The following is a 17,509-nucleotide window of genomic DNA, read 5'->3' on the forward strand; positions in this document are numbered from 1 at the left end:
GCCGGTTTCAGCGCACCAGTGCTTTCAATGCCTGCTTGATGCCGTCGGACACGCCCACGCCTTCGGGCAGCGTCTTCAGCGCCGACAGCGATTCCTTTTCTGAATAGCCCAGCGCCAGCAGCGCGTTCAGGATGTCCGACTGGTTGTCCGGCGCTGCATGCGGCGAGGCGCCGATGTCCGCGCCCAGTTTGCCCCGCATTTCCAGCAGCAGGCGTTCGGCGGTCTTCTTGCCGATGCCGGGCACGCGCGTCAGGCGGCCCGATTCCTGCAGCGTAATGGCCTGCGCCAGGTCAGCCACCGACAACCCCGACAGCACCGACAGCGCGGTGCGCGCGCCGATGCCGCTGACCTTGATCAGTTCGCGGAAAGCGCTGCGTTCGCCTGCCGAAGCGAAGCCGTACAGGATGTGGGCGTCTTCGCGCACCGTCAGGTGCGTGTAGAGCGTGACGCGCGCGCCCGTGTCGGGCAGCGAGTACAGCGTGCTCATGGGCACGTCGATGTCATAGCCCAGACCGCCCACGTCCACGCAGATGGTGGGCGGGAGTTTCTCGATCAGGGTTCCGGTGATGCGTCCGATCATGGTGATGGTGGCCTGGCAATGGTGAGGCCGCTGAATGCGCGGCGGATGCGGGGATTCTATACGCGCGGGCGCGCATGCGGCGGGAACGGGTCCCGCTTCGCGGCAAATCGCGGCGTGCCAGGCGTTCAGCCGATCAGGCGGCCGTTGCGGATGCGGGTCTTGCCGCTCATGCGCAGCGAGGCGCCCAGGCGTTCGAGCTTGTCCTGCAGCGGGCCGGCATGGGCATGGCAGATGGCACAGGCCAGCGCGTCCGCCGAGTCGGGCGCGGGCGCGCCGTCCAGCGACAGCAGGTGCTGCACCATCATCTGCACCTGCTCCTTGGCGGCGCGGCCGGTGCCGACCACGGCTTTCTTGATCTGCAGCGCGGTGTACTCGTGCACGGGCAGCGAACTGTCGGCCAGCGCGCACAGCGCGGCGCCGCGCGCCTGGCCCAGCAGCAGGGTGGAAGCGGGGTTGGTGTTCAGGAAGATGATTTCCAGCGCGGCCACGTCGGGTTGCGTGTCGCGAGCCACCTGGCGCAGATTGTCCAGGATGACCTTAAGGCGTTCGGACAGCGCCAGCGCCGGCGGGACCACGATGGTCCCGCTGGCCACATAGCGCAGCCGCGGGCCGTCGGCATCGATCACACCGAAGCCGGTGCGGCGCAGGCCGGGATCGATGCCGAGGACGCGCATCAGTGGCGGAAGTGGCGGGTGCCGGTCAGCACCATGGCGATGCCGTGCTCGTCGGCTGCGGCAATCACTTCGTCGTCGCGCACGCTGCCGCCCGGCTGGATCACGCAGGTTGCGCCCGCGGCCACCACCACGTCCAGGCCGTCGCGGAACGGGAAGAAGGCGTCCGACGCCACGGCCGAGCCCTTCAGGGTCAGACCGGCGTTTTCCGCCTTGATCGAGGCGATGCGGGCCGAGTCGATGCGGCTCATCTGGCCGGCGCCCACGCCCAGGGTCATGCCGCCGCCCACGAACACGATGGCGTTGGACTTGACGTACTTGGCGACCTTCCAGGCGAATGCCAGGTCGTTCATTTCGGCTTCGGTGGGCTGGCGCTTGCTGACCACCTTGAGCGCGTCGCGCGGCACGTTGTAGGCGTCCGGGCTCTGCACCAGCCAGCCGCCGCCCACGCGCTTGATGTCGAAGGCGTTCTGGCCCGTGCCCATCGGCACTTCCAGCACGCGCACGTTCTTCTTGGCGGCCAGGATGGCCAGCGCGGCGCCGTCATAGGCGGGAGCCAGCAGCACTTCCAGGAACTGCGCGCTCACGGCTTCGGCCGTGGCGGCGTCGACCGGGCGGTTGAAGGCGATGATGCCGCCGAAGGCCGAGGTCGGGTCGGTCTTGAAGGCTTGCTGGTAGGCGCCCAGCGTGTCGGCCGCGACGGCCACGCCGCAGGGGTTGGCGTGCTTGACGATGACGCAGGCGGGCGCTTCGAAGCTGCGCGCGCATTCCCAGGCGGCGTCCGCGTCCGCAATGTTGTTGTAGGACAGTTCCTTGCCCTGCAGCTGGCGGTAGTTGCCCAGCAGGCCAGCCGGACGCTGCGCGTCCACGTAGAAGGCGGCGGTCTGGTGCGGGTTCTCGCCATAACGCAGGGCCTGTTCCTGCTTGACCTGCAGGGTCAGGGTGCCGGGCCATTCGTTGCGGGCCGGCACGGCTTCCTGCTTGGGCTCGGCTTCGGCCAGGCTGGTCAGGTAGGCGGCGATGGCGCCGTCGTAGGCGGCGGTGTGGGCGTAGACCTTGGAGGCCAGCGCCAGGCGCAGGCCATAGGAGGTGTTGCCGCCCTTGTCCATTTCGGCCAGCACGCGCGAATAGTCGACGGGGTCGATCACCACCGTCACGCCGCCGGCTTCGGTGCCGTGGTTCTTGGCCGCCGCGCGCAGCATGGCCGGGCCGCCGATGTCGATGTTCTCGACGGCGTCGGCGAAGGTGCAGTCCGGCTTGGCAACGGTTTCGCGGAACGGGTACAGGTTGACCACCAGCATGTCGATGCGGTCGATGCCCGCCGCCTTGATGGTGTCCATGTGCTCGGCGCTGTCGCGGCGCGCCAGCAGGCCGCCGTGGATTTTCGGGTGCAGCGTCTTGACGCGGCCATCGAGAATTTCGGGCGAACCCGTGTGGGCCGCCACTTCGGTGACGGTCAGGCCGGAGTCGGCCAGCAGCTTGGCGGTGCCGCCGGTGGACAGCAGGCGCACGCCGCGCGCAGCCAGGGCGCGGGCAAATTCAACGATGCCGGTCTTGTCGGACACCGAAAGCAGGGCGGTTTCGATTTTCATGGTGAGGGACGGAGTGGGGCGGGAGCGCCTTTCTCGTTCAGGTCGGATGGGAAATCTGGGGGAGCGGGCGGCGCGATGCGCCTGCCGCCCGCGCGCGAAAGCTATACCTGGATATTGTGCGCCAGCAACTTCTTGCGCAGGGTGTTGCGGGTGATGCCCAGCATTTCGGATGCCCGCGACTGGTTGCCGCCCGACCTTTCCAACGCCACTTCAAGCACCGGGCGCTCCACGCAGCGCATCACCATGTCCCACATGTCGTGGGGTTCGGATTCGCCCAAGTCTTCGAAATAGCGCTCCAGGCTGGCGCGCACGCATTCTTCCAGGACATCTTTCTTGCTCATTTGAGTACAGATATTTTTATGTTGGTGTTGAGGCGGTTATGCCGCCAGCAGGGCTTCTGCGACCGGCGCCGGATGGGATCCGCCGTCGCGCGAGATGAGGTCGAACCAGTCCGACACGGCCCGCCACTGGTCGCGGGTGTTGTCGATCAGATTCATGCGGGCGCAGAACGAATCCGCCCCCGGCAGGCCGTCCAGATACCAGCCTATGTGCTTGCGCGCCGTGCGTACGCCGGTGTGCTCGCCGTAAAACCGGTAATGGTCGTCGAGATGTTCGAGCAGCAGCTCGCGCATTTCCCCATAGGAGGGAGGGGCCAGTGTTTCGCCCGTGCGCAGGTAGTGGTCGATTTCGCGGAAAATCCAGGGACGGCCTTGGGCCGCCCGGCCGATCATGACCGCGTCGGCGCCAGTGTAATCCAGGACGTGCCGGGCTTTTTCGGGCGTAGTGATATCTCCGTTGGCGACAACGGGGATTTTCAGCTCGGCCTTGACGGCGCGGATAGTGTCATATTCCGCCTCGCCCGTATAGAGGTCGGCGCGGGTGCGGCCATGCAGGGTCAGGGCGGCGATGCCGGCGTTTTCGGCCATTTTCGCCACCCGCAGGGCATTGCGGCTTTCGCGGTCCCAGCCCGTGCGGGTCTTCAGGGTCACCGGCACGTCCAGCGGCGCGCAGGCGGATACCACCGCGTCCAGGATGCGGGCGATCTGGTCTTCATGGCGCAAGAGCGCAGACCCGGAGGCCACGTTGCAGACTTTCTTGACCGGGCAGCCCATGTTGATGTCGATGATCCGGGCGCCCTTGCTGGCGTTGAACACCGCCGCCTCCGCCATCATGGCAGGGTCGGCGCCGGCAATCTGCACCGAAATGGGGGCGATCTCGCCGTCATGGTTCAGGCGGCGGGAGGTTTTGACGCTATCCCACAGCTTGGGGTTGCTCGCGGCCATTTCCGAAACGGCATAGCCCGCCCCCAGCTTCTTGCAAAGCTGGCGGAAAGGACGGTCCGTCACGCCCGCCATGGGCGCGACCAGCACGTTGTTGGGAAGGGTCCATTGACCTATGCGCATGCTCACATTTTAACCGGCTCGTTCGCGCCCTCTTTGTCACCTGGAGAACAATTCGTAACAAAGGAAGGCGAAAGCAGACAACCGCCCCCATTATCGGGGGCGGATAGGAAGAGTTCAGGCGCGGAAACCTTGCAGCAGATGCTGCGCCAGCGGCGCGCGCAGCGGAGAGGCCAGATCCATCCCCAATAAGGCCAGACCACAGGCGTGCTCCACCGGCGCCAGGCCGGTCGAGAAGATGCGGGGCATCAGATCGGTCAGGCCGGCGGTGATGAAGCGGTCCACGTGGCGCGCTCCGGCGAATTCCGCCAGGGCGGAGCCGGGATTGACCTCCGGGTGAGCCAGCCAGCCGGCCAGCGTCTGGGCCAGGCGGGCTGCGTCGCGCAGGCCCAGGTTCAGGCCCTGGCCTGCGACCGGATGCAGGGTTTGCGCGGCATTGCCGATGGCCGCCACGCGGCCGTGCACCTGGGCGCGGCGGGCGCTGAGCGCCAGCGGAAAGACATGCCGGGGCGCCTGGCTGGAAAGCCGTCCCAGGCGGTCGCCGAAGGCGACGGACAGCGCCCGCGAAAACGCGGCATTATCCAGCGCCGCCAGTTCGGCCGCGCGCTCGGGCGCGCTGCACCAGACCACCGAATAGGCGTCCGGGGTCTGCGGATGCGGCAGCAGCGCCAGCGGGCCCTCGGCGGTGAAGCGCTCCCAGGCCCAGCCGCGGCGGGGCAGGGTGGCGTGCGCCGTGGTCAGCACCGCGTGCTGGTCGTAGTCGCGGCGCACGTCGACCGCGCCCGCGCCGTCGGATTGCACCGCCACCCGGCACAGCAGCGTCGTGTCGCCTTGTTCGATGCGCACGCCGTCCGCGTCCTGCATGCCGATCCGGGCGGGCGGGCCCGGCAGCACGGTGACGCCGCAGGCGGCCACGCATTCGTCCAGCTTGGCATGCAGGCCGGAATAGGCGACCACGCTGCCCAGCTGCGGCACGCCGAAATCGGTGTTCTGGATCAGGGTCCGGCCCAGCCGGCCGCGTTGCGACACATGGATGTTGCGGATGTCGGCCGAGCGTTCGGGCCAGGCATGCAGCGACTCCAGCAGCACCCGGCTGCCGTGGTTCATGGCCAGCACGCGGGGATCCGTGGCGGGCGCCGCCGCCGACGGCGCGACCGGGGCGGGCGCGCTGGCGGCAAGCAGCGCGATGCGCGCGGGGTCGGGCGCCACGCGCGCCAGCATCAGGGCCAGCACGCGGCCCACCGGGCCCGCGCCTAGAATCGCTATGTCGAAGGCGGATGAAGTCATGCCCGGATTTTAACCGTCCACTACAATCCGCAGCAGCCGGCGCGTCTTGGCGCCGTGGTCCTCTTTCCGGTCGATCGACATGACGCAGCTACAGGCCTCATCCCCGTTGTCCGCAGCTTCCGCCCGCCGCCCGCGCGGCAAGGTCGCGGTCGGGCTGCTGGCCTGCCTGTTCGGGGCGGTGGGGGCGCATTGGTGGTATCTGGGGCGCCGCCACGCCTGGCTGGTGACCGCGTACACGCTGATCAGCCTGTTCTGTGCCGTCAGCTTCTACCCTGTCTGGTACGACAACCCCGCCTTCTTCCTGGTGTTCATACCCATGGTCGACGGGTTCATCGAGAGCGCGGTGTTCTCGTTGATGCCGGACGAGAAATTCGACCGCCTCTACAACGACGGATTGGGCCGGCCGACCCAGACCGGCTGGGGGCCGGTGCTGGTTGCGATCCTGGCCTGCCTGGTCGGCGCCATCGTGTCCATGTTCGCCATCGCCATGGTGGTGGTCTACACCTGGATCGCCATGGGCTGGCTCGACGGCTACGTCTTTTAGCGCGGCTCTGGCGCGCCGCCAGCCTACTCGCGCATCAGCGCTTCGATCTCGCCGGCCTGCACCGGCACGCCGCGGGTGATGAGTTCACAGCCTTCGTCCGTGACCAGCGCGTCGTCTTCGGTGCGGATGCCGATGTTCCAGTAGGCCTCGGGCACGTCGTCAGCGGGCCGCACGTAGATGCCGGGCTCGATCGTCAGCATCATTCCCGGTTCCAGCTTGCGCCAGGGGCGTTCGGCGCCGTGGGCCGGGCCGGGCTGGCGGTAGTCGCCCACGTCGTGCACGTCCAAGCCCAGCCAGTGGCCGGTGCGGTGCATGTAGAAGCGGCTGTAGTCGCCGGATTCCAGCACCCCGTCCAGCGAGCCTTTCAAGAGTTTCAGGTCCAGCATGCCCTGCGCCAGCACGCGCAGGGCGGCCTGATGGCCGTCGTTGAAGCTGCGGCCGGGCGCCGTGGCCTGGGCGGCGGCATCCTGCGCGGCCACCGTCAGGTCGTACAGCGCGCGCTGCGGACCGCTGTAGCGGCCGTTCACCGGGAACGTCCGGGTGATGTCGCTGGCGTAGCTGTCGACCTCGCAGCCTGCGTCGATCAGCACCAGGTCGCCGTCGCGCAACACGGCTTCGCCGGCCGGGTAGTGCAGCACGCAGGCATTGGCGCCGGCGGCCACGATGCTGTTGTAGGCCACCGATTGCGCGCCGTGGCGGCGGAACTCGTACAGCAGTTCGGCCTCGATCTCGTATTCCCGCATGCCGGCGCGGGCGACGCGCATGGCGCGCACGTGGGCGCCGGCGGAGATCTTGGCCGCGCGCCGCATGGCCGCGATTTCCGTGGCGTCCTTGATCAGCCGCATCTCGGCCAGCAGCGGCCGGATGTCCTGTTGGCGCGAAGGCGGCGCATGGCCGCCGCGGCCAGCCTCGCGCGCCGCGGCCAGCCAGCGGTGCAGGCGCCCGTCGCTGCGCTTGTCGCCCGCCAGTGGGGCGTACAAGGTGGCATGGTCCTGCAGCAGCGCCGGCATCAGTTCGTCCAGCGCATCGAGCGGATGGGCGTCGTCGAAGCCGAAATGCGCGGCAGCCGCCTCGGGGCCGAAGCGCTTGCCCTCCCATATTTCATGTTCGATGTGGCGGGGGCGGCAGAAGAGCACGGCGCGGTCGGTCGCACCGGCGGTCAGCACCAGCCAGGCGCCGGGTTCGGTGAAGCCGGTCAGGTAGAAGAAGTCGCTGTCGTGCCGGTATGGATATTCCGCGTCGCGGTTGCGCGTGGCTTCCGGGGCGGTCGCCAGTATGGCGATGCCGCCGCCCTCCGCGCGCATCTGCGCCATCAGGCGTTGGCGCCGCGCGGCGTAAGGGGCGATGTCGTCGGGAGGCAGGCTCATGGCGGACTGGGGCGCGAACCCCGGCAGGGTGAGGATGCCGTTTACTTTACCTGCCATCCCCTGCTTGCGACAGCCCGCAAGGGGCGCATTGAATTCGCTGGACCGCGCAGGCCAAGCTGCTACAATCGCGGCTCTGTCATTGGGGAGTAGCCATCCTTTGTGCCCACAAAGGAGCTAGCGTCAACAGACTTGGTGGTTCAGCGCTGCGCAGCAGCCGCTAGAACTCCATGGCGCTAGTAGCGGTATCCATGCACGGCGGCACCCGCCGCATGGATCAGCCAGGCGAGACCTTTGGCCGCGTTGCGTTCACCCCAGCCGGGCGAGCCGCGACGTCGCGCCAATTGGTTTCTGCTCGTCCGGCTCGCCCATATGTTTCTCACCCTGTTCCTGTTTTTCCTGTCAGCGGCAGTGATCTACTTCGCCTGCGAGTTCTTCGTGAACGGCGTCGAATGGGTCGGCCATCGCTTCCAGCTTGGCGCCACCGCCACCGGCACCGTGCTGGCCGCGTTCGGTACGGCCTTGCCGGAAAGTGCCGTGACCTTCATGGCTGTCGTGTTTGGCGAAACCCCCGAGCAAAAAGACATAGGCGTCGGCGCCGCCATGGGCGGCCCGCTGGTGCTGGCGACGCTGGCGTATGCGGTGGTTGGCCTGGCTCTGTGGCGCTCACGCCGCGGGCGGGCCACGCAGGCGGACTGTATCAACGCGGACCAGCGCCGGCTGGCCCGCGACCAGGCCTGGTTCATGGGCATCTTCATCTTCAAGGTGGGCCTGGGCCTGCTGGCCTTTGCCTGGAAGCCCTGGTTGGGCATCCTGTTCCTGGCCACCTACGGCCTTTACGTCAAGCGCGAGCTCAGCAACGACGAGGAGAGCCTGGACAGCGAGGACCTCGAACCGCTGAAGCTGCGCCCGCGCGACGAGGATCCGAGCATGTTCTGGGCAGTCACGCAGACGGTGCTGGCCCTGGTCGTGATCGCCGGGGCATCGCATGTGTTCGTGAACCAGATCGAGTTGCTGGGCGTGGCGATGGGCGCATCGCCTCATGTGGCCGCGCTGTTGCTGGCGCCGGTGGCGACCGAGCTGCCGGAAATCATGAACGCGCTGATCTGGGTGCGCCAGGGCAAGGAGCGGCTGGCGCTGGCCAATATTTCGGGCGCCATGATGATCCAGGCGACCATCCCAAGCGCGCTGGGCATCTTCATGACGCCCTGGCTGCTGGACGGTCCCCTGCTCGCGGCAGGCCTGTTCACGATGCTGTCGATCAGCCTGCTGTGGCTCCGTTTCCGCCGCTCGGCTATGAGCGTGCCGGCGTTGTCGGCCGTGGGGGGCCTGTATGCCGTGTTCGCAGCCTATCTGGGCTGGCATTTCTACGTCTAACGGCGTTTGGTGCGCGGGGCTTGGGGCCCCGCGCTTTTTTCCGCATTCAGGCTCGATTTAGCGCCAAAAGCCTTGTCCATAAGTGGAAACCCGCGTAAAATCTTGCCCGTTATCCATCCCAGGAGCAGTCTTCGTGAATACCGATTCCGGCGAAAGTTGTCGATCTTGCATCGACGTCGCTGTTTAACAGGTCCACGCAGAACTCCGTCTGCCGCAGCCTGTTGAACAGGTTGCGGTTGTATCCCAAGCTCCAGGCGCAAGCCAGGGCAATCGCGCAAGCCAGCGGCTTGCCGGGAAACTCCCCAACATAAACCGCCAGAACCGCCGCTTCAGCCGCAGCGTCAGCGTTCGCGCACGTTTTTCTCGTGCCTGTCCGCCAAGCGCAGCGCGCATGCGCGCGTATTCGCGATCACGCTCCCCATTCTTGCAATGGAGGTCGTTATGCGTTTCTTCGACTTGTTCCTACGCCGCGCCGGCGTGGACCGCGCCACCGCCCTGGGCCGCCGCCGCGGCACTTCGCGCCTGACGGTCATCTGTCCGCGCGACGAGCTGGGCGCCTTGCGCAAGCAGATCTGCCTGGACTTCAGCGCCGCCGGCCTGGACGTCTCGCAAGTGCAGATCGACCAGGGCCGGGATCCTGGCATGGCATCCGCCTGCATCACCGTCAATTGCCCCCCGGAGCTGCGGGGCGAACTGATGTCGCAGGCGCGCCGCCTGAGCGCCAATCCCGCCGTGCGCCACGTGCATTTCGGCACCCAGACCACGACGCCGGCCGCGCAGGCCGCGCTGGCCTGAAGCCATCCTTTCTTCCACAGGAGAGATCATGCCCAGTGCCTTAGACCCCGAGCCTCGATTGCGCCCAGTGCGCGGCGCCGGCATGCCTGTCTGACCTGTCTTCTCGCTGCGAGCCGACAGGCAGGATAGTCATCCTGGCCCGTACGGAGTCCGCAGCCAAGAATCACCGGCCTGGCCCACGTCGCGTGCGCTTCTGCCGCCGGCACCGATTCCTCCGCTAGCTCCCATCCGTTTTCCGCACCCGGCGCATTTCATGCGATCCGGATACCGGCAACATTGCCCCGGCGCCTGCGCACGCCTGTACGCGGCGGTTTGACGGCTTTCTGCGCGAAAGCCGCGGACCGCTGCTCTGCCCGCGCGCAGCCAGCAGAGGGCAGGGTCGTCCGTGTCTCCAACAACTACACGTACAACCGGAGCACTCCGATGTTCAAGTTTCTCAAGTCCTTCTTTACGTCGGCGGCGGGCCTGCGCCATAGCGCCAGACACTTCCGCCGTTCGCCCATGCCGGAACGCGGCGTCGCGACCGCCGCGGCGTCTTCCGACACCGCGCGCCATGCCAACCGCCAGATGCTGGACCTGTCGCGCATGGGCTTTGGCGCCCTGTTCGCCCTGTTCGGCAGCAGCCGCGGCGGGCTGTCCGAGGCCCAGGCGCAGACCGCGCGCGAACGCTACGGCGCCAACGAGGTCGACCACGAAAAGCCGCTCTCCTGGTACACGCATCTGTGGCTGTCCTATCGCAATCCGTTCAACCTGCTTCTGACCGCGCTGGCGGCGCTGTCCTGGCTCACCGACGTGCGCATGGCCGTGCCGGACGACCAGTCCTGGACGGCGGTATTCATCATCGGCGCCATGGTGCTCATCTCCACCGTGCTGCGGTTTGCGCAGGAACAGCGCTCCAGCCGCGCCGCCGAGGCGCTCAAGGCCATGGTGCAGAACACCGCCACCGTGCTGCGCAGCGACCCGGCGACCCAGGCCGAGGGCGATGCCCGCCGCTATTTCGGCGTGGCGCTGCATGTCAGCGGCTCGCGCCAGATCGAGGTGCCGCTGGCGGAGCTGGTGCCGGGCGACGTGGTGCTGCTGTCCGCGGGCGACATGATTCCCGCCGACTGCCGCATCCTGAATGCCAAGGACCTGTTCATCGCGCAGGCCGCGCTGACGGGCGAATCGCTGCCTGTCGAAAAGTACGCCACGCAGCGCAGCGAGACCGCCAACGCGCTGGAACTTGAGAACATGGCGTTCATGGGTACCAACGTGGTCAGCGGCTCGGGCAGCGCCCTGGTGGTCGCCACGGGCTCGCGCAGCTACTTCGGCCAATTGGCCGGGCGCGTCACGCAGACCAGCCGCGCGCCGACCCAGTTCCAGCAGGGCATCAACCGCGTGAGCTGGGTGCTGATCCGTTTCATGCTGGTCATGGCGCCCATCGTCATGCTGATCAACGGCTTTACCAAGGGCGACTGGATGGAGGCGCTGCTGTTCGCGCTGGCCATCGCCGTGGGCCTGACGCCCGAAATGCTGCCCATGATCGTCACGGCCACCCTGGCCAAGGGCGCCGTGCGCATGTCGCGCCGCAAGGTCGTGGTCAAGCGGCTGGACGCGATCCAGAACCTGGGCGCGATGAACGTGCTGTGCACGGACAAGACCGGCACCCTGACCCAGGACCGCATCGTGCTGGAGCGCCACACCGACGTCTACGGCGCCAGCAGCGACGACGTGCTGGCCTACGCCTATCTCAACAGCTACTACCAGACCGGTTTGAAGAACCTGCTGGATGTGGCGGTGCTGCAGCACGCCGAAGTCGAGCGCAAGCTGGATCTGGCGGCAAAGTACCGCAAGGTCGACGAGATCCCCTTCGACTTTTCCCGGCGCCGCATGTCGGTCGTGGTCAACGAAACCGAGAATGGCCGCGAGCATCACGAATTGATCTGCAAGGGCGCGCTGGAGGAGATGCTGGCGGTCTGCACCCGCCTGCGCGTGGGCCACGAAGAGCATCTGCTGACCGATGCCCGCCGGGCCGACATCCGCCGGGTGACGGCGGACCTGAATCGCGACGGCCTGCGCGTCATCGCGGTGGGCGTCAAGGAAATGCCGCCCACCCAGCAAACCTACGGCGTGGCCGACGAGTCCGATCTGGTGCTGGTCGGATACATGGCCTTCCTGGATCCTCCCAAGGAATCCACCGCCCCCGCGCTCAAGGCGCTCAAGGATTCCGGCATCGAAGTGAAGGTGCTGACCGGCGACGTGGAGCTGGTGACGCAGAAGGTCTGCCGCGAGGTCGATTTCGAGGTGCGCAAGGTCTATCTGGGCGCCGATATCGAGGCAATGGACGAGGCGCAACTGGCCGCCGCCGTGCGCGAGGCCAATGTGTTCGCGCGGCTCACGCCGGCCCACAAGGAGCGCATTGTGCGCAGCCTCAGGGCCCAGGGAAACACCGTGGGCTTCATGGGCGACGGCATCAACGACGCGCCAGCCCTGCGGGCGGCCGACGTGGGCATCTCGGTGGATTCGGCGGTCGATATTTCCAAAGAGGCTGCGGACATCATCCTGCTGGAAAAGAGCCTGATGGTGCTGGAGGACGGCGTCATCGAAGGTCGCAAGACCTTCTGCAACATGCTCAAGTACCTGAAGATGACGGCCAGCTCGAACTTCGGCAATGTCTTCTCGGTCCTGGTCGCCAGCGCCTTTCTGCCGTTTCTGCCGATGCTGCCCATCCACCTGCTGGTGCAGAACTTGATGTACGACATTTCCCAGACCGCAATCCCGTTCGACAATGTCGACGAAGAATTGTTGAAGAAGCCCCAGCAGTGGGACCCTGACGGCCTGGGTCGCTTCATGGTGTTTTTCGGTCCGATCAGCTCCCTGTTCGACATCGCCACCTATGCGCTCATGTGGTACGTTTTCCAGGCCAATACGCCGGAACACCAGACGCTATTCCAGTCGGGCTGGTTCGTCGAAGGATTGTTGTCGCAGACGCTCATCGTCCATATGATCCGCACACGCAAGATCCCGTTCCTGCAAAGCCGCGCCGCGTGGCCGCTGATGGGCATGACCCTGCTGGTGGTGACGATGGGGTTGCTGCTGCCGTTTTCGCCCTTGGCCGAGTACCTCCAGCTGCAGCCGCTGCCGTTGAGCTACTTCCCCTGGCTGATCGGCATCCTGTTGGCCTATTGCACGCTGACGCAGTTCCTGAAGGGAATCTGGGTCCGCCGCTACGGCTGGCAATAAGTAGATGAGGCCCGCGGCGGGCGCAAGCCCGCCGCGCGATCAGGAGAAACACATGAGAATCGCTACTTTTGCCGCGCTGATGGCAGTGGGCCTGGCCCTTCCCTTGGCGGGTCGCTGCGCCGAGACCGGGCAGGGGCTGACGCTGTACGGGGTGGTGGACGCGGGGCTGGCCGTCACCTCGGTCTCGGGGCAGGGCAGTCACAGCGGGCTGCTCAACGGCGGATTGACCGATACCCTGTGGGGCATGACGGGGGCGGAAGACATGGGCGGGGGCTGGAGCGCCAGGTTCCAGCTGGAAAGCGGCTTCGATCCCTCGTCGGGCAAGCGGGCCGACGACGACCGCTACTTCAATTACGCCGCCTGGGTCGGCCTGGGGCATGACAGCTTCGGCGACCTGCGGTTGGGGCGCCAGCACACCATAGGCCAGGTCTACGGCAATTCCCTGGAAATCGCGTCCTGGAAGGAAATGGGCATGGGTGCCACCTTCAAGGCGTCCGACAACTACCAGCTCAGCAACCTGGTCAATTACTACACGCCGGTATGGCAGGGCTTCCAGGCAGGCATCGGCTATTCCTTCGACGCCGACGACCGCAGCCAGTTCAAAACGGCCAACAACAACCGCGCGCTCAGTCTCGGCCTGAAATATGAGGATGGACCCTTGCTGGCGGTCGCCACCTGGGACCAGCTGCGCCTGGCCGACGCGCCGCCGGGCAGCAACGGACGGCCGCAAGCGGTCCAGCTGGGCGCTTCCTATGACTTCGAGGTGCTGAAGCTGTCCCTGGCCTGGTCGCGCCAGCGCAACGGCGATGTCGGGCTGGACGGGGGCGATCCCGACGGACTGGGCATGGGCCTGGGACCGGCTGCCTTCGTGCGCGGCGGCACGGTCGATGCCTGGCTGGTCGGGGCCAGCGTGCCGGTCGGGCCTGGCGCCGTGCTGGTGCAATGGTCGCTGGCCCATCCGGACTGGCATTGGGACAACGGCATGACGGCGCGCAATGCGCAGGTGATGACGCTGGGCTATACCTACAGCCTGTCCCCGCGCACGACGCTCTATGCCTTCGCCGGCTATGCGTCGAACTACACGCTGGACGACCAGTTCGATCCTGCCCATTCCCACACCACGCGGGTGGGCACGGGCATTTCGCACCGTTTCTGAGCGCCGGGGCAGGGCGGGCCGGGGTCAACTACAATCGGCGAGTGCGGCGCATGGCGCCCGTCCTCGTACAGCCCCGACGTTTTCCGGATGGTTTGCATGGATAGTCTCGAATGGCTCATACCCTGGGAGTTCTCTCCCACGCTGGTGGCCTCCTTCCTGGTGGCCATCGTGCTGTTCGTGCGCGGCCAAAAGGTCCATCGCGTGACCGCCGCCCGCAGCATCCTGTTCTGGACCGGCATGGTGCTGCTGTACCTGTCCATGCATACCCGGCTGGACTACTACGCCGAGCGCATGTTCTTCATCCACCGCATCCAGCATCTGGTGTTGCACCATCTGGGGCCGCTGCTGGTGATGGCGGCGTTCCCGGGGCAGGTGATGCGCGCGGGCCTGCCCATGCGCTGGCGCATCCGCCTGCGCGACTTCCTGCGCACCGGCGCCGGCCGCGCCACGGTGGCGGTGCTGACCCACAAGATCTTCGTGCCGACGCTGTTTGTTTTCCTGGTGCTGGTCTGGCTGATCCCGTCGGTGCAGTTCTATTCCATGCTGGACTGGCGCCTCTACCGCCTGATGAACTGGTCGGTGGTCATCAGCGGCTTCATGTACTGGAACCTGATCCTGGACCGCAGGCCCGCGCCTCCCGCGGCCATGACGCCGGGCGGCCGGGTCATTTCTCCCGTGCTGACGATGCTGCCGCAAATGGTGGCCGGCGCGGTCATTGCCTTCACTGAAAGCGACATCTATCCGCTGTTCGAACTATGCGGCCGCGCCATCGCCATGTCGGCCCAGACCGATCAGACCATAGGCGGCCTGACCATGTGGATTCCGGCCGCGCTGGTCGAGGTGATCGGCCTGATGGTGGCCCTGGGAACCCTGATGCGCCTGTCGGCCAAGGGGCGCTTGCGCAAGGCGGATCGCGATGCGCTGGCCCGTTCCAAGGCCCGTGCCCGCGCCGCTTCAGCCTGAAAACCGCGGCGGGTGGCATACGCCGTCAGCTTAGAAGCTCTTCGGCGTATTGACCCAGAACAGTTCCACGGTTTGCTCGCCGACGACTTTCCACGAATGAGGCCGTCCGCTCAGGAACGAAATGCTGTCTCCGGCGCGCAAGGTCACGGGCGCCGCCAGATCGACCGTAATGCTGAATTCGCCGGCGATGACGTGTATGCACTCCTCTCCATGGTGCGTATAGGCGCCTTCACTGCGGGCGCCCGGCGCCAGGACCCATTTCTGGCAGTCGAGCGAAGGCAGGCTCGTCGCGAGCTGCAGGATCTGGATGCCCGCGCCGAACGACGGGGCATGTCTTTCCTGGCCCTTGCGCACCACCTCGGCCGCGTTGCGCGACGGCTTGGGCGACACCTCCGACAGGGCCGTCAGCGACGTGCCATAACAGGTGGCAAGCAGCTTCAGGCTGGCGACGGTGGCCCCGCGGCCTGTCCGTTCAAAGGTGGAAATGAAGGACACGGGCAGGCTGGTTTCATCTGACGCTTCTTTCAGCGACAAGTCGGCGCTGCGGCGCGCGGTGCGAAAACGCAGTCCAAGCGCGGCGGCGTCAGCCATTTCACGGGCCTGGGATGCCGTGGCGCCTGAGGCGGTCGAGGGTGGCGCCGCGGACGCTGATCCGGCCTGCGACTCCTCCAGTACGCGACGGATCGCAGGCATGTTCAGGCCGTTGATCTGCCGCAGACGAACGATATGGGATACCCGAGCCAGATCTGCATCTGAATAGATGCGCTGTCCCGTTTCGGTGCGCGCCGGAACGAGGAGGCCGTGTTGCTCCCATAGCCGCAGCGTCGAAATGTTCGTGCCCGTGAGGCGCGCGACGTCGCCGATTCGATACTCAGACATGCGAGTGAAGTTCCTGTGCTGGTGCGGTGGATGGACCAGTGTGGCAGTTCGTACAGAATATATATAGATAAATTATATAAATCCGATCCTTCATGATAGGACCGGACATATCGGGGAAAGCCCCTATTTTTTGCAAAAATCAGCTTCGATAGGATCACAACCTACAGAAATTATGTAGACATATTAAATTCGAGGCGCGGCTGGATTAAAGCCGCTTTGCTCATGATCATTTCACGCCATACAAGCCAAGCCGAACCTTTCCTGCAACGCAGCTTCTGGATGCAGGAGGCGGAGCCCGCCATGCAGGCAAGTGCGCCCATGACCGGTAGCCAGGCCGCCGACATCGTGATTATCGGTGGAGGCTATGTAGGCCTGTGGACGGCGTTGAGCATCAAGGAGCTCAGTCCTTGGTCCAAGGTCGTGGTCCTGGAACGCGACGTTTGCGGCGGGGGCGCTTCAGGGCGCAACGGCGGCATGGCCATGTCCTGGTGGCCGAAAATCGCTTCGTTGCTTGCTTTCGCGGATGCCGACGAGGCGCTGTTCCTGGCCCAGGCCTCGGAACGCGCCATCGATGAAATCGAACAGTTCTGCGGCCGCCATCGCATCGATGCGCACATCCGCCGCGGGGGATGGCTCTGGACTGCCACTTCCGAGGCGCAACAGGAGTCATGGGACGGCACGCTCCAGGCCTGCGCCCGGGTCGGCGCGCGTCCCTTCGAGTACGTACTCCCGGAGGACGTTGCACGTCGAACCGGGTCTCGCATGCACAGGGCGGGCGTGTTCGAGCGCGGCAATGCCACGGTGCAGCCGGCACGGTTGGTGCGCGGTATGCGCAGGGTGGCCCTGGAGCGCGGCATCGTGATCCACGAGAACACGCCGGTGCTGGAGTTGAGCGACGGCTATCCGGCGGTGATCCGCAGCGCCTTGGGCACCATGCTGGCCAAAAGCGTCGTGCTGGCGACGAATGCATGGGCCACGGCCATTCCTGAAATCTCAAGGCTGATCGTGCCCGTCAACAGTTCCATCGTCGTGACGCAGGCGATCCCCGAGCGCCTGGCTTCCCTGGGCTGGACCGGAGGCGAAGCCATCACCGATTCGCAGTTGATGGTCGGGTATTACCGGACCACAAGAGACGGGCGGATCGCGTACGGCAAGGGTACGGGGGCGCTTTCCCGGGGAGGCGTCATCGACGCCACCTTCAGCCGCCACGAAGAAAGCTGCCGGATGGCGGAACAGGATTTCCGCCGCGCCTACCCGATGCTTGCCGATGTGCGCGTCTCGCATGCGTGGTCGGGCCCGATTGATCGGACTTACGACAGCCTGCCCGTTTTCGGCACCTTGTCCGGTACGGGGCACATCCACTACGGAGTGGGTTGGAGCGGCAACGGCGTCGCTCCCAGCCTGTTGGGCGGCAGGATTCTGGCGAGCCTGGCCCTGGATCGCAACGATTCTTGGCGCCGCTGCGCCCTGGTTGGCCGCAAGCCCAAGCGGTTTCCGCCCGAACCCATCAAGTACTTCGGCGGTTCGCTGGTCCGCAACGCCGTACGCAGAAAGGAAGCGCGCGAAGCGCGGGATCTTGCGCCGCGCTGGCTGGACGCGCTCCTGGCCGGGTTCGCGCCCGCGGGACTTGAAGATTAGGGTCAGGCGCGCCTTGCATCAGGCCTGTGCGGAAAAAAACA

At 66.3% G+C, this 17,509-nt stretch carries 15 protein-coding genes and 1 riboswitch; of the genes, 7 read left to right on the plus strand and 8 right to left on the minus strand.

Going from position 1 to position 17,509, the window contains the following annotated elements:
* Positions 1 to 7: 7 nt before the first annotated feature.
* The 6 genes from ruvA to IB259_RS17405 form a co-directional block, all read right to left on the minus strand.
* Positions 8 to 580 (minus strand): Holliday junction branch migration protein RuvA, encoded by a 573-nt coding sequence (gene ruvA / locus IB259_RS17380; RefSeq protein ID WP_013391723.1) that lies wholly within the window; start codon positions 578 to 580, stop codon positions 8 to 10.
* 125 nt (positions 581 to 705) lie between these two features.
* Complete coding sequence (gene ruvC, locus IB259_RS17385; protein ID WP_054457336.1) at positions 706 to 1,254, minus strand: crossover junction endodeoxyribonuclease RuvC; 549 nt, start codon at positions 1,252 to 1,254, stop codon at positions 706 to 708.
* Positions 1,254 to 2,843: a bifunctional phosphoribosylaminoimidazolecarboxamide formyltransferase/IMP cyclohydrolase gene (gene purH, locus IB259_RS17390; RefSeq protein WP_054457334.1), complete on the minus strand. Its 1,590-nt coding sequence runs from the start codon at positions 2,841 to 2,843 to the stop codon at positions 1,254 to 1,256. Before purH ends, ruvC begins: the two co-directional genes overlap by 1 nt.
* A gap of 101 nt (positions 2,844 to 2,944) precedes the next feature.
* A complete protein-coding gene (locus tag IB259_RS17395) occupies positions 2,945 to 3,184 on the minus strand; it encodes a helix-turn-helix domain-containing protein (RefSeq protein ID WP_006217670.1) in 240 nt (79 codons plus the stop codon).
* 36 nt (positions 3,185 to 3,220) lie between these two features.
* The gene (dusB, locus tag IB259_RS17400; protein ID WP_054457331.1) at positions 3,221 to 4,246 is read right to left on the minus strand and encodes a tRNA dihydrouridine synthase DusB; all 1,026 of its coding nucleotides are present in this window, start codon (positions 4,244 to 4,246) and stop codon (positions 3,221 to 3,223) included.
* A 114-nt stretch (positions 4,247 to 4,360) separates the two neighbouring features.
* Positions 4,361 to 5,530 carry a UbiH/UbiF/VisC/COQ6 family ubiquinone biosynthesis hydroxylase gene (locus IB259_RS17405; RefSeq protein ID WP_054457329.1) on the minus strand — a complete coding sequence of 390 codons (1,170 nt, stop codon included), beginning with the start codon at positions 5,528 to 5,530 and terminating at the stop codon, positions 4,361 to 4,363.
* Positions 5,531 to 5,609: 79 nt separating this feature from the next.
* Here IB259_RS17405 and IB259_RS17410 point away from each other — a divergent pair, with 79 nt between their 5' ends.
* A complete protein-coding gene (locus tag IB259_RS17410; RefSeq protein WP_054457327.1) occupies positions 5,610 to 6,074 on the plus strand; it encodes a hypothetical protein in 465 nt (154 codons plus the stop codon).
* Positions 6,075 to 6,097: 23 nt separating this feature from the next.
* Here the strand turns inward: IB259_RS17410 and IB259_RS17415 are convergent, their stop codons facing one another.
* On the minus strand, positions 6,098 to 7,441 hold the full coding sequence (locus IB259_RS17415) for an aminopeptidase P N-terminal domain-containing protein (RefSeq protein WP_119449696.1): 1,344 nt from the start codon (positions 7,439 to 7,441) through the stop codon (positions 6,098 to 6,100).
* Positions 7,442 to 7,563: 122 nt separating this feature from the next.
* Positions 7,564 to 7,803: riboswitch (yybP-ykoY riboswitch) on the plus strand.
* 7 nt (positions 7,804 to 7,810) lie between these two features.
* On the opposite strand from IB259_RS17415, the gene IB259_RS17420 reads away from it, so the two are divergent.
* The 5 genes from IB259_RS17420 to IB259_RS17440 all read left to right on the plus strand — a co-directional run bounded on the left by IB259_RS17420 (position 7,811) and on the right by IB259_RS17440 (position 14,951).
* Positions 7,811 to 8,815 (plus strand): sodium:calcium antiporter, encoded by a 1,005-nt coding sequence (locus IB259_RS17420; RefSeq protein WP_192329764.1) that lies wholly within the window; start codon positions 7,811 to 7,813, stop codon positions 8,813 to 8,815.
* Between the two features lie 441 nt (positions 8,816 to 9,256).
* Positions 9,257 to 9,610 (plus strand): hypothetical protein, encoded by a 354-nt coding sequence (locus IB259_RS17425; RefSeq protein ID WP_054449923.1) that lies wholly within the window; start codon positions 9,257 to 9,259, stop codon positions 9,608 to 9,610.
* Positions 9,611 to 10,033: 423 nt separating this feature from the next.
* The gene (mgtA, locus tag IB259_RS17430; protein WP_175159432.1) at positions 10,034 to 12,832 is read left to right on the plus strand and encodes a magnesium-translocating P-type ATPase; all 2,799 of its coding nucleotides are present in this window, start codon (positions 10,034 to 10,036) and stop codon (positions 12,830 to 12,832) included.
* A 52-nt stretch (positions 12,833 to 12,884) separates the two neighbouring features.
* Positions 12,885 to 13,988 carry a porin gene (locus tag IB259_RS17435; RefSeq protein ID WP_054449927.1) on the plus strand — a complete coding sequence of 368 codons (1,104 nt, stop codon included), beginning with the start codon at positions 12,885 to 12,887 and terminating at the stop codon, positions 13,986 to 13,988.
* Between the two features lie 87 nt (positions 13,989 to 14,075).
* Positions 14,076 to 14,951 (plus strand): cytochrome c oxidase assembly protein, encoded by an 876-nt coding sequence (locus tag IB259_RS17440; RefSeq protein ID WP_156337297.1) that lies wholly within the window; start codon positions 14,076 to 14,078, stop codon positions 14,949 to 14,951.
* A 30-nt stretch (positions 14,952 to 14,981) separates the two neighbouring features.
* Here the strand turns inward: IB259_RS17440 and IB259_RS17445 are convergent, their stop codons facing one another.
* On the minus strand, positions 14,982 to 15,830 hold the full coding sequence (locus IB259_RS17445; protein ID WP_125471652.1) for a MerR family transcriptional regulator: 849 nt from the start codon (positions 15,828 to 15,830) through the stop codon (positions 14,982 to 14,984).
* Positions 15,831 to 16,130: 300 nt separating this feature from the next.
* Between IB259_RS17445 and IB259_RS17450 the strand changes: the two genes are divergently transcribed.
* The gene (locus IB259_RS17450) at positions 16,131 to 17,468 is read left to right on the plus strand and encodes an FAD-binding oxidoreductase (protein ID WP_225596892.1); all 1,338 of its coding nucleotides are present in this window, start codon (positions 16,131 to 16,133) and stop codon (positions 17,466 to 17,468) included.
* The last annotated feature ends 41 nt before the right edge of the window (positions 17,469 to 17,509 follow it).

This window comes from Achromobacter sp. ACM04 (genome assembly GCF_014851465.1).
Lineage (GTDB): Bacteria > Pseudomonadota > Gammaproteobacteria > Burkholderiales > Burkholderiaceae_B > Achromobacter > Achromobacter aegrifaciens.